Consider the following 12,795-nt stretch of genomic DNA (forward strand, 5'->3'; position numbering starts at 1 on the left):
AGTACTATCGCCGATATAAGCGTCAGTCTTTGAACGATTAAGCCAGTCTTCATTCCAAGATAGTGAAGATAAACTATTGCTCTTGGCGGGCAATCATGACTTGAGCACTCGCAGCAAGCTCATTTTCAACATGTACCGTACAATCGAATTTATAAATACCGCGCTTTTGCATAACCGTTTTGGCACGGATAATCAGTTGATCACCAGGAATGACGCGGCGCTTAAAACGCACCTTATCCACCCCTGCAAACAGATATAGATAGCCATCTTCGGCAGTCAATCCGGCACTAATAAAGCCTAATACGCCAGAAACTTGCGCCATAGACTCTACCATTAATACCCCTGGCATAATCGGTTCATCAGGAAAATGGCCATTAAAAAACTCTTCATTAATGGTCACGTTTTTGATACCAGTAATGCATTCACCAGGCTGACAAGCAATAATTTTGTCTACCAACATAAAAGGATAACGATGTGGCAAATAATGCTTGAGCGTATGATAGGTTAGCGGCAACGTCAGACCTTGCTCCGCTAAGCTTTTGATGTCTTCGTCGGATGGGATATCGATATGGGTACTGCTCATAATGACGCTTCCTTGCTATATTAAAAAAGCTGTATGTTAAAAGCTATGTTAAAAAATTTATGGATGACGAACTTGTATAGGCATTATTCACTGCCGAGCTGACGAAAGCGTACAGCGGCACGGCGCCATTTAGCGGTCGGCATGGCCGCTGTTCCAGAGGAATATGACCCTGCGACCTTAATTGACTTGGTCACCATGGTCATTCCCGACAACGTCACATCGTCGGTGATATCAATATGACCAGTGATACCAACTGCCCCACCGATAACACAGCGTTTGCCAATACTCGTGCTGCCCGCAATTGCCGTGTGGGCAGCAATAGCCGTCCCATCACCGATGTGCACGTTATGGGCAACTTGTACAAGATTGTCAATAATAACATGATTGCCAATTACCGTGTCATCAATAGCACCGCGATCAATACAGGTCTGGCTACCAATACGTACATGGTCGCCGATGATCACACGACCAAGCTGAGCGATGCGTTCCCAGCCCGTAATACTCGGGTCTCTGGTTGGAGCAAAACCAAAGCCTTCAGACCCTACGCTGACGCCAGCATGCAGCCTAACATGATTGCCAATAATACAGTCATGGCCGATGACGACTTGCGACTTGATAAGGCAATCAGTACCGATAGTACTGTAGGGTTCGACGACCACATGGGCATCAAGACGACTGCGCGCACCAATGCTCGTATTGTCACCAATCACACAAAATGGACCAATACTGACGTGTTCACCAATGGTCGCACTATCCGCAATGACCGCACTAGGATGGATACCAACCTCTGGCGTTTGACGAGCAAATAGTTGACTGGCACTCGCATAAGCTAGGTAAGGCGCTGTCACTACCAGCGCTATCGACATTGCTGGTACTTGGTCACGGTATTCAGCAGTAACAAACACTGCCGCTGCCTGACTGTTGGTCAAGCTAGAGACGTAATGAGAATTTGCCAAAAAGCTTAATTGTGCATCATTAGCAGTGGTTAAACTACCAACACTGTTGAGTGTCAGCTGTAACTGTTCAGCGCTAAGATCAGCCTTATTAATGATAGGCTGACGCTGCTCAATCCGCGTGATAAGTTGCTCAATCGTTATCATAGTTGGCATTAACATTAGAATGAATAAAAGGGTCATCAAGTTGAAACATCAACTCGATGACCTATGAAGATCAGATTTTTGATTGATTTATAATATTGACTTAATATAAGCCATCAAACCAAACTAACAAGCGCTGGCAACTTAGAACGTGCTACCAATCTGGAACTGTACTTTCTCAGTCTCATCACCTTCTTTATCACCGAACGGTACGGCATAACTCAATGAAATTGGACCGATTGGCGTATACCAAGTCACACCCGCACCCGCACTATACCGCATATCATTATCTTGGGTTAATAGCTTTATTTCACTGCCATCTGAATTCTTAGTCGGGTCACCCGTATTAGGGTCAATAAACGTACGATCTTCTTTACTCGTAGTGTCAAATACTTGACCACCTTCAGCAAATAGCACTGGGCGCACTTGATCTGCCCAATCACCTTTAAATGGCATTGGTAAGATCAGCTCACTACCAAAGCTGACCAAGGCATTACCACCGACCTCTTCGTCTTTAAAGCGGCTGTCACTATTAATCGCGTCAAAATAACCTTGTGATTTAGGACCTAGTGTTGACGCTTCATAGCCACGTACAGAACCATAACCACCAGCATAAAAGTTTTCGTAGAAGGGTAAGTCATTGCCGTAACCGAGCTTGGTATAACCACGTGCGACTAAATCTTTATAAAGTGGATAGTACACATTGCCTTGATAAACGAGTTTTTGATAATTGGCATCACCAAGACCAATGGTCGCGTCAACCGTATGACTCATACCTTTGGTCGGAAATACTGGGCGATCTAAAGTGCTGTAATCCCAACCAAACAGCAAGTTATAGGTCTGATAGTCGTTTTTGAAGCCAGTACGACCTTCGAAGTCTCCAGTAAAGTTTTCAAACGATCCGCCATCATCGATAATCTGTTGTACGTTTGATACGCCAAGGAAGCGACCACCACGTACTGAGGTATTATCAACATTTAGACCAGCACTAACACGCTTGGTTTCATCGACAGGATAGCTATAGTTCAGCGTAGCACCATAAGAATCGGTGACATAGTTACTGACGTTTCTGTCATCATATTTGGTTTCGCGATAATAGGCACTCAGACCCTGAGAAACACCGTTTTCGGTGAAGTACGGATCGGTATAACCCAAGCTATAAGAATCACGAGTTTCTGAACGTGATAGCGCCGCTTTAACGCGGTTACCCGTACCCATAAAGTTATTTTGCGTTAAATCTAACTGGAAAGTAACACCGCCACTTTGCGAGTAACCGGCAGCAATCGTTGAGCTACCAGAAGGCTGCTCTTCAACCGTAAAATTCACATCCATTTGGTCTGGCTGATTGGGTACTGGCTTGACATCGACGTTGACTGCTTTAAAGAAACCTGTACGCATCAGACGCGTACGTGACAACTGAATTTTTTCGCTAGAGGCGAGCGCCCCTTCCAATTGACGCATTTCACGACGCAGTACCACATCCTGAGTTTTGGTATTACCCGTAAAGTTAATACGGCGTACATAGATAGGACGTGCTGGATCGATATAATAATCGACATCGACCATTTTAGTTTCGTCGTTAATACGCGGTACTGGTCGAATTTGTGCTAAATAATAACCTTCATTCCCATAACGGCTCTTTAGAGAAGCAGTCGTGGCATCAAGCTTAGCTTGTGAATACTTTTCATTTTGCTCAAAAGTAACCAATTCTTTAAGCTCATTGGTCTCAAATGTCGGCTTACCTAAGAAATTCACTTCCCCAAACTGATATTGCTCGCCTTCACTCAAGCTGACTTCAATAAAGACGCTGCGTTTGTCTTCACTGATATTGAGTACCGCATTATCCACGTTAAAACGCACATAACCATCATTCTGATACAGCGCTTTCAAATTCTCTAAACTAGCAGCCAGCTTTTCTTTTGCGTAGCGATCAGACTTAGACAGCAAACGTGTCCATGACGACTCTTTGACAGCGAAAACGTCTTTAATCTCTTCGTCACTAAAATGTGTGTTACCAATAACATTGATATCAACCACTTTAGCAGGCTTACCTTCGATGAAGCGCACATCAAGCTTGACACGGTTGCCATCCAGTAGCGTTTGATCAACTTCGATATTACTATTGTAATAACCTTGGCTAATATATTGCTGCTGTAGTTCATTGGCGACGCCCTGCAATGTCGATTGCTTAAGTACACTACCGACTGACAGACCAGCGTTGCCAAGTCCTTGCTCTAGACCTTCTTTTGGAATGAGCTTATTACCTTCGAAACTGACCTCAGCAATAATTGGACGCTCAACGACATCAAATCGTAGCTGACCGCCTTCGACACGGCTTTGGATGTCGGCAAAGTTATCAGTCGCATATAGCGCCTTAATACTGGCTGCCAGACTACTATCATTCGCCGTGTCGCCTACCGAAATAGGTAAAACCGGATAGAGACTATCAGGAGTTAGGCGTTGTAAACCATTGAAACCGATGTCAGTGACCACAAATTCTGCCGCCTGTACAGGCATACTCATCATCGCTACAACTAACGGCAACCCTGCCGCGCTCATAAATAAAGGCGTACGCATAAACACTATCCGTCAATAAAAAACTTGCTGAAGTTAAGTTAAAAAGCACATGTTGTCTAGCCCAATCCGAGTGAAATCATTCGCTCACTCGCGGGAGACTCAGGACACTTTATATAAAACGCATCATAAAATAAACTAAAAATTACGATTAGTACAGAGACAGCGATACAAAAGAGCGCAGCACGCCTACCAATAATCAGCGCACGATACGCGCAAAACCATTAGTGTATCGCGGCTTACCCTTTAGACTGCTCTGTAGTCTATCAAAACAGCCGACTGATATCATTACCAATTGCTAACACCATGAAACCTGCCAGCAAGAGTAAGCCGATATTTAGCCCTGCCATTTGTATTCCTTCCGAGAGAGGCTTACCGCGTATCAGCTCTATGAGATAATACACAATATGACCACCATCTAACACTGGAATCGGTAAAAGATTGAGTACGGCGAGGCTCAGGCTAATCAAAGCAGCGGTGGACAATACCATCTGCCAACTGATATCAAAGCTTTGTTTGGCGACTTTAGCAATCGTAATAGGCCCTGATAAATTGTCCAGACCAATCATACCTGAGAGCATTTTTCCCATTGAGCTGACCGTCATCACCGCCAACTGTTCTGTCTTTTCAAATGACTTAACCAATGACTCACCAGGACCATACACGACGGTGGCTTTATAAGCATCGGGAATGACAATCTCAGACTGCGCTACCATAGCACCAATTTGTCCAAAGTCATTACCTAGATTGTCTTTTTTACCTTGCGGCATAATCTGTAATTGAACAGATTTTCCGTCACGTAAAACCATAAAATTAAGCAGCGTTTCAGGATTATCGCGGATGATACGGGTAGCACTAATCCAATCTTTGATTTCTGTATCATTGATAGCTGTGATGCGATCGCCGACTTTTAACCCCTGTCGACTGGCAGCACCATCAGCACTCAAATCACCAACGATAGGTTCAATATCTGGCTGCCATGGTAGCATGCCAAAGCTCGTTAGCGCGTCTTTACCTTGCGATGTGCCTTGCATAAAGGTTTTAACGGGTGCTTGATAAGTTTTCGTTGCATTGGAAGTCTGTGACTCTGATTGCAAGGTTATACTGACATTATCAGTCTCGCCCATTCGTCCAGCAAGGCGATAATTAATACCTTCCCACGTTTGCACCTCATGACCATCAATCGCAACGATTTTATCACCAACGGGCAGCTGTGCTATAGCCGCTGGTGTATCAGGTAGTACTTGCCCAATCTTTGTCGCCAACTGCTCTGATGGCGTCATAAATAATACCCAAAACAACGCAATCGCGATAACAAAGTTCATGATAGGGCCAGCGGCAACGATGGCAATTTTTTTTAGCGGATGTTGACGATTAAAAGCCAAATGTAGCTCATCTTTGGCTACCTCGCCTTCACGCTCATCCAGCATCTTGACATAACCACCCAACGGCAGCGCTGAGATACGATAATCAATGCCGCTCTTTTTGCTCGTCCAGCCAAAGAGTTTGGGACCAAAACCGATAGAATAGGTCAATACTTTAACGCCGCAGAGTCGCGCTACAATGTAGTGCCCCCATTCATGTAAGGCAATAAGCGGACCTAAGACAAATATTGCCGCAAGGAGCGTTAATAAAAACGTCATGATCTTTTCTCAGTATTTTATCTTAGCATGTTCTATTAATATCACTTTTAAACTAAGAAACTCTTGCTATGATTATGCCAACTTTGCCACAAGTTTGTCAGTAAGATGGCGCGCTATCTTATCAATTGTTAATATATCTTCTATGTCAGCCGTGTCGTTTAATGGTGGTACCTGTATGTCATTTAAGGCTTGCTCATTAATATCAGCAATATCCGTCAAACAAATCTGACCATTCAAAAATGCAGCAACGGCAATTTCATTAGCAGCGTTAAGCACAATCGTTGCCTGTGTGCCTGCTTGCATGGCTTGACGGGCAAGACGCAAACACGCAAACTTCTGCAAATCAGGCTGAATAAATTCTAGAGCACTTAGCGCAAACAAGTCTAAAGGCTGCGAGCCGCTTTCGATACGATCAGGGTAACTGAGCGCATGCGCAATAGGCGTTTTCATGTCTGGACTGCCGAGCTGCGCTAAAAAGCTGCCATCGCTATATTCTACCATTGAGTGGATGATACTTTGTGGATGAATGACCACATTTATCTTATCTTCAGGCAAATCAAATAAATGACAAGCCTCAATCAACTCAAGTCCCTTGTTCATCATCGTTGCAGAATCGACCGATATCTTTTGCCCCATTGACCAGTTTGGATGTTTAACGGCTTCAGCGACGCTCGCTTGCTGCATCTGAGCAAATGACTGCTGCAAAAATGGCCCGCCTGATGCGGTTAACCATAGCTTACGGACACCATGGTTTGGCTGATGAATTTGGGTGTTATCTCGTTGAATAGCGAGCGGCAAACACTGAAAAATTGCATTATGTTCAGAATCGAGCGGCAGCAAGGTGGCATTGTTTGTTTTAACGGCATTTATCATTACCTGACCTGCCATTACCAACGCTTCTTTATTGGCCAATAAAATACGCTTGCCTGCCCGTGCGGCAGCCAAAGTAGAAGGCAGACCAGCTGCGCCAACAATAGCAGCGACAACGGTATCGGTTTGCGAATCGGTAGCAATATCGACCAGCCCTGCTGCCCCGCCTACCACATCGATATCAAGACCTGCCGCGCTAAGACGCTCAGCAAAGTCATCCACTGCGGCTGTCGGCACACTGACGCGCTTGGGCAAAAACTGCTGGCAAAGCGCAAACAATTTGTCTAAGCGGTGATAGCCTGATAGCGCATAGACTTGGTAATTGAGCGGTTGCGCCGCCAAAATTGCTAGCGTGCTATCGCCAATCGAGCCTGTTGCGCCTAGTACGGCGATGCGTTGCGTCATAACCATCGGTGCCCACAATATTGTTACTGTTAAAATTTAAATAAAAAATCAGGAGAATTAATAAGGTATGAAAAACAGCAAAGCATCGATGCTAGATCATGTCGATGCTTTATTATAATAGATAAAACTAAGATGTTGGCAAAAACCAGTCGCCAAATCAGACTCAGCAAATCAATGAGCCTGCATCAGTCTCTTAAACGACGATGAGGCCCAGCTGCTGTATCGCCCAAAAGCCAAGCGCAAATATTGGCGTCGCAGACAGTAGCGAATCAATACGGTCAAGTATCCCGCCATGCCCCGGTAAAATCGTTCCTGAGTCTTTCACATCAGCACGGCGCTTGAGCATCGATTCAAACAAATCACCGAGTACAGAGGCAAGAATAGTGATGGCTGATAGCGACACAAATGCAATTAATGGTACACCAGTTAATTGTAGTTTGAAGACACTAATAGCAACCACAACTAGCAGACCAGTCACAAGACCGCCAGCCAACCCTTCCATACTCTTGTTAGGTGAGACATTTGGTGCCATTTTTCGGCGACCGAGCTTGCGACCTACAAAATAAGCACCACTGTCCGCACACCAAACCAGTAAGAATACGTAGAGTAGCCACCATGCTGACAGCTGCCACAAATAAAACATCGCCGTAATCGATGCAGTCAATATAACTGCACCCATCAACGCTAGTTTCTTTCCGTACCAATTGGTGTGCGTCGGGAATACCCTGACCCAAGATAGCGCCATCAACCATATAGCGAGTGAAGCCACCCACCAAAACAGCCAAGTTACTTTGAACATCAGCGAAACTAAAGTCAGTATCAGTACCAATACCACAAACACCGCAGGCTGGCGCCACTTTGGCATCAGCTTTGTCCATTCATGCGCCGCGATAATCACGCCAATGGCCAATAATGGGGCAAACAAGATAGGGGTTTGGCTCGCAAACATTGCAATACCAACGATAATAACGAGAACAATTGCCGTTTTAATTCGTTGCCACATACTTGTCGAACCTTATAATAATTAAAAATGTCTGGTCAAAAAGTGCCTTATATAAAAGTGTCTTATATAATAGCTAATCTACAATAGCCTACTAATGGCGATTGAGACCAATTAAAGCGGTTTGTGACTGCACAAGCAAGTAATATTAATGGCTTGATAGATTTTTCGAACACGTACGTTTTAAAACAGTGACTGTATTTCGTCAATAAATGCCAGCGAATATGCTACAGATTTAATAATGAATCACGTCATCATGAACCACTCGATCCTGACTAAATCAGTGGCTTTAGCGCTGCTGCTCTTTCACTATCTGCTCGCTGGTTTTGCCAAAACGGCGTTGACGCTGTGCGAACTCTGCTACCATCGCTGCCAACTCATCGGCAGTAAAGTTCGGCCATAATGTCTGGGTAAAGAACAGCTCAGCATACGCCGATTGCCACAATAAAAAATTAGAAATTCGGTACTCGCCGCCCGTCCGCACCAACATATCAACTGCAGGCGCATCGGCTAATTGCACATAGTTACCAAGCATTTCTTTATCAATTTCTGCAGCGCGCAACTCGCCGGCTTCTACTTGCTGTGCCAGCTGTTTTGCGGCATTGGCGATGTCCCACTGCCCCCCATAACTAATGGCAATCACCAATGTCATGGCTTCAAAATGAGCCGTTTCTGCTTCTGCATCTGCCATCAATGTCTGTAAATCATGACTAAGCTGGCTACGATCACCGATGAAACGCAAGCGAATGCGGTACTCATTCATACGCGGCATCTGCTCATGAATGGTCGATGTTAGCAGCTGCATCAATAGCGCCACCTCGCTAGGGGGACGTTGCCAGTTTTCACTGGAAAAAGCAAATACTGTTAATACTTCGATACCCGTATCGACACAATACTCCACGATAGGATCTAGCGCATCTTTACCCGCCACATGGCCTTGGCCTTTGCCGAGCGCATTGGCTGTACCATAGCGATTATTACCATCCATGATAATGGCGATATGACGAGGAATGAGTACAGGAGCCAAAACGGTGGGAGTAGACATGGGCGATACGACTTATTGTTGAGGTAAAATAATGTATTGAGGTAAAACAATCATAACGCGCTCTATCGCATTAAAAAAGCGTCATGCTTAAGATTCACAAACTTATCATAAACCAGTTTAGAGCTAATGAAGATTGGAAAACCATTTTTGTAAACTGTTAAGGCCTATTTGCGAGCTATTAAAGAAACCTTATAAAACTCTGTGCTTATGTCATCACAATCCATATAGCAATAGACAGCCAATAGTGATTGACCATTAGCTGTCTATTATTATGATATTGTCTGCATCAAAAAACTTATTTTTAAGCGCTTGACTTATTTTTTATTGATAAAAAATAAATCAAAGACAGTGCTTAAACGTCCATCAAATCGCTTTCTTTTTTGGTCAGACTTTTATCGATAGTTTCGATATATTTGTCAGTGATTTTTTGGATATCATCACTGGCGCGGCGTTCGTCATCTTCTGAGATTTCTTTTTCTTTGGCCAGCTCTTTGATGTCATTCATCATATCGCGGCGGATATTACGGATAGAGACTCGGCTGTTCTCTGCTTCTCCACGCGCAAGCTTTTGCATGTCGCGGCGCGTTTCTTCGGTCAATGCTGGCATCGGTACACGAATCACATCAGCGGTCATTGGGTTCAAACCCAGATCTGCTTCACGAATGGCTTTATCAATCGCTTGTACCATAGTACGGTCAAACGGTTGAACAAGTAACGTACGTGAGTCTTCAACGTTCACACTGGCTACCTGATTAAGTGCTGTATCAGAACCGTAATAGCTGACCATCACACCTGACAACATACCTGGATGCGCACGACCCGTACGAACTTTACTAAAAGTGCTCTCAAGCGCTTCCAATGTCTTTTGCATGCGTGCTTCGCCGTCTTGCTTAATCTCTTTGATCATCATGTATCCTTATTTATCGCTATCGACAAATCATTCATTGTTGTTAATTATTAAGGTATTAACTGTTAAACCAGTGAGCTATTTATTGCCATTGCTATGATAGTGCTAATGACCGCTGTATCAATATGAATTAATGAAAAACTCGTGTGCCTTCATTTTCGCCCATAATGACATTCAACAAAGCATTAGGTTTGGTCATATCGAACACTTGTAGCGGCACGTTGTGCTCACGGCATAAAGCAATCGCGGTCAAATCCATAACGCCAAGCTTTTGTTCTAATACTTCGTCAAAAGTCAAACCGTCGTACTTCACTGCGTCGTCATGTAAGCTTGGGTCTTTGTCATAAACCCCGTCTACTTTGGTGGCTTTTAGAATCAAGCCTGCTTCGATTTCAATACCGCGCAGGCAAGCAGCCGTATCAGTGGTAAAGAAAGGATTGCCCGTACCTGCGACAAAGATACACACTTCGCCATTTTTTAGGTAGCGAATGGCGTTGCGACTGCTATAGCTTTCGGTCACTTCGCCAATAGGCAAAGCTGACATCAAACGCGTTTTGATATTGCGACGCTCAAGGGCATCACGCATCGCTAGACCGTTCATGACTGTCGCTAGCATACCCATCTGATCACCGGTGACGCGACCAACCAAGCCTTCTTTTTGTAACTGGGCACCGCGATATAAGTTACCACCGCCGACCACGATACCGACTTGTACCCCAAGCCCTCGCAAATGCGCGATAGACAAGCTCATCTTATCGAGCACTTCGGTATCAATACCCATGTCTTTGCTACCGGCTAAGGCTTCACCAGAGAGTTTCAGCAAGATACGAGAGTAACGCGGGTTTTTGTCAGACATGAGGTCACCTTATTTCGTTAAACTATAGTTTCGTTAATTATAATTAAAATCATCGGTAAAACACAAACACAGTTAACCTTTAAACTCGCTTATACCGCCATACTTGATGGCAGGCGTGTAAAAAGGCTAAATTGCGCTAATTGTAGCAAAAACTGCCTATCATTGGGCAATTTTCACTCACATATTATCGTAGTCATTCAACCTTTATAGCGGTCATTTAAATAACAGTCATCTAACCTTGGTAACTGGCAAACAAATCGTATTCGCTAGCATCATCAATCGTGACCGTGAGGAATTGCCCGACTTTGACTTGCGCATTGATATCGTCAACATAGACATGACCGTCAATCTCAGGGGCGTCAGCGTAGCTGCGGCAAATCGCAATGCCCTCGATACTATCAATCTCATCGACCAATACCGTCAAGGTTTTACCGATTTTTTCTTGTAGCTTCTGTGCTGAGATGTCTTGCTGTAGCGCCATGAAACGCTCATAGCGTTCTTGCTTAATCTCTTCAGGGACGTGGTCTGGCAAATCATTAGCCACTGCGCCTTCGACTTCTGAATAGGTAAAGGCACCGACGCGATCAAGGCGAGCTTCGACCAACCAATCAAGCAAGCATTGAAAATCTTCTTCCGTCTCACCAGGGAAACCAACGACGAACGTTGAACGAATAGCGATGTCTGGACAAATCTCACGCCACGCTTTGATACGCGCCAAGGTGTTTTCGCTGTGCGCTGGACGCTTCATTGCCTTTAGGATGCGATGGCTGGCATGCTGGAACGGAATATCAAGATAAGGCAATAATTTCTTCTCGCCCATCAACTCAACGACTTTGTCCACGTGCGGATATGGGTAGACATAATGCAGACGCACCCAAATACCCAAATCGTTCAATGCTTGGCATAAGTCATAAAACTTCGACTTGAGCGGCATGCCATTCCAAAAACTGGTTCTATACTTCAAGTCCAGCCCATAAGCAGAGGTATCTTGTGAAATAATTAGCAGCTCTTTCACGCCAGCGTTTTTTAGCGCCATGGCTTCGTTCATGACATTATCAATCGGACGTGAGACCAAATCTCCGCGCAAGCTTGGAATAATGCAGAAGGTACAACGATGATTACAGCCTTCCGATATTTTTAGATAAGCATAATGGCTTGGGGTTAATTTAATACCCGCTTCATTGATTAAATTTATCTTTGGGTCATAGTTTGCGTCCAAACTGCGGTTCGGCTTGGGTACATGCTGCGCCACTGCCGTAATCACTTCATCATACGCATGCGCACCGGTCACGGCTAGCACGGCTGGGTGCATGGCACGGATTTTGTCCGCTTCTTTACCCAAGCAACCAGTGACGATCACTTTACCGTTTTTACTAATGGCTTCACCGATGGCGTCCAATGACTCTTGCACCGCAGATTCAATAAAGCCGCAGGTATTGACCACTACGAGATCGGCACCTTCGTAATCACTGGCAACTTGATACCCATCGCGGCTCAATTCTGTAATAATACGCTCACTATCCACTAGTGCCTTTGGGCAACCTAGTGATACAAAACCAATCTTTGGCGCGGCACTAACAGGCATCGTGGCAGTCGCATTGGCTGTCGTAACCTCACTGCTTTGCTCAATGCTACGGTTTTGATTGTGATTGGCTTTATGATGATAAGGTTCACTACTATCCGTCGAGCTTTGCGCAGGCGTTGCTGTCGGCTTGGCAGGATTAAAGAGGGTGGCAGTGTCTTTTGGGGCAATAGACGCTGACGAGGATGTTACGATTGTCGTATTAATAGACTCGATAGAAGTTTTGGGCATGG

Annotated in this window: 10 protein-coding genes; all 10 read right to left on the reverse strand. The window is 44.7% G+C overall.

Annotation, left to right across the window (positions count from 1 at the left end; translation table 11 throughout):
* Window positions 1-73: 73 nt before the first annotated feature.
* Window positions 74-583, reverse strand: coding sequence for a 3-hydroxyacyl-ACP dehydratase FabZ (gene fabZ / locus J5X94_RS03470; protein WP_189580613.1), 510 nt, complete (start codon window positions 581-583; stop codon window positions 74-76).
* Between the two features lie 83 nt (window positions 584-666).
* Entirely contained in the window at window positions 667-1,683 is a 1,017-nt protein-coding gene (gene lpxD, locus J5X94_RS03475; protein WP_210540132.1) for a UDP-3-O-(3-hydroxymyristoyl)glucosamine N-acyltransferase, read from the reverse strand.
* A gap of 141 nt (window positions 1,684-1,824) precedes the next feature.
* Window positions 1,825-4,257, reverse strand: coding sequence for an outer membrane protein assembly factor BamA (gene bamA / locus J5X94_RS03480; protein ID WP_210540134.1), 2,433 nt, complete (start codon window positions 4,255-4,257; stop codon window positions 1,825-1,827).
* Window positions 4,258-4,520: 263 nt separating this feature from the next.
* Entirely contained in the window at window positions 4,521-5,897 is a 1,377-nt protein-coding gene (gene rseP / locus J5X94_RS03485) for an RIP metalloprotease RseP (protein WP_210540136.1), read from the reverse strand.
* Window positions 5,898-5,969: 72 nt separating this feature from the next.
* On the reverse strand, window positions 5,970-7,178 hold the full coding sequence (gene ispC / locus J5X94_RS03490; RefSeq protein ID WP_210540138.1) for a 1-deoxy-D-xylulose-5-phosphate reductoisomerase: 1,209 nt from the start codon (window positions 7,176-7,178) through the stop codon (window positions 5,970-5,972).
* Between the two features lie 187 nt (window positions 7,179-7,365).
* Complete coding sequence (locus J5X94_RS03495) at window positions 7,366-8,175, reverse strand: phosphatidate cytidylyltransferase (protein ID WP_210540140.1); 810 nt, start codon at window positions 8,173-8,175, stop codon at window positions 7,366-7,368.
* A gap of 286 nt (window positions 8,176-8,461) precedes the next feature.
* Window positions 8,462-9,217 carry a polyprenyl diphosphate synthase gene (uppS, locus tag J5X94_RS03500; protein WP_210540142.1) on the reverse strand — a complete coding sequence of 252 codons (756 nt, stop codon included), beginning with the start codon at window positions 9,215-9,217 and terminating at the stop codon, window positions 8,462-8,464.
* Window positions 9,218-9,569: 352 nt separating this feature from the next.
* Window positions 9,570-10,124, reverse strand: coding sequence for a ribosome recycling factor (frr, locus tag J5X94_RS03505; RefSeq protein WP_010200239.1), 555 nt, complete (start codon window positions 10,122-10,124; stop codon window positions 9,570-9,572).
* A gap of 130 nt (window positions 10,125-10,254) precedes the next feature.
* On the reverse strand, window positions 10,255-10,980 hold the full coding sequence (gene pyrH / locus J5X94_RS03510) for a UMP kinase (RefSeq protein ID WP_010200240.1): 726 nt from the start codon (window positions 10,978-10,980) through the stop codon (window positions 10,255-10,257).
* Between the two features lie 232 nt (window positions 10,981-11,212).
* Window positions 11,213-12,793 (reverse strand): 30S ribosomal protein S12 methylthiotransferase RimO, encoded by a 1,581-nt coding sequence (rimO, locus tag J5X94_RS03515; protein WP_210540144.1) that lies wholly within the window; start codon window positions 12,791-12,793, stop codon window positions 11,213-11,215.
* Window positions 12,794-12,795 lie beyond the last annotated feature (2 nt).

The organism is Psychrobacter sp. K31L, assembly GCF_017942195.1.
GTDB lineage: Bacteria > Pseudomonadota > Gammaproteobacteria > Pseudomonadales > Moraxellaceae > Psychrobacter > Psychrobacter glaciei.

Coding starts and splice junctions, on each gene's coding strand:
- fabZ (WP_189580613.1), bottom strand. CDS start 583: ATGAGCAGTACCCATATCGATATCCCATCCGACGAAGACATCAAAAGC.
- lpxD (WP_210540132.1), bottom strand. CDS start 1,683: ATGATAACGATTGAGCAACTTATCACGCGGATTGAGCAGCGTCAGCCT.
- bamA (WP_210540134.1), bottom strand. CDS start 4,257: ATGCGTACGCCTTTATTTATGAGCGCGGCAGGGTTGCCGTTAGTTGTA.
- rseP (WP_210540136.1), bottom strand. CDS start 5,897: ATGACGTTTTTATTAACGCTCCTTGCGGCAATATTTGTCTTAGGTCCG.
- ispC (WP_210540138.1), bottom strand. CDS start 7,178: ATGGTTATGACGCAACGCATCGCCGTACTAGGCGCAACAGGCTCGATT.
- J5X94_RS03495 (WP_210540140.1), bottom strand. CDS start 8,175: ATGTGGCAACGAATTAAAACGGCAATTGTTCTCGTTATTATCGTTGGT.
- uppS (WP_210540142.1), bottom strand. CDS start 9,217: ATGTCTACTCCCACCGTTTTGGCTCCTGTACTCATTCCTCGTCATATC.
- frr (WP_010200239.1), bottom strand. CDS start 10,124: ATGATCAAAGAGATTAAGCAAGACGGCGAAGCACGCATGCAAAAGACA.
- pyrH (WP_010200240.1), bottom strand. CDS start 10,980: ATGTCTGACAAAAACCCGCGTTACTCTCGTATCTTGCTGAAACTCTCT.
- rimO (WP_210540144.1), bottom strand. CDS start 12,793: ATGCCCAAAACTTCTATCGAGTCTATTAATACGACAATCGTAACATCC.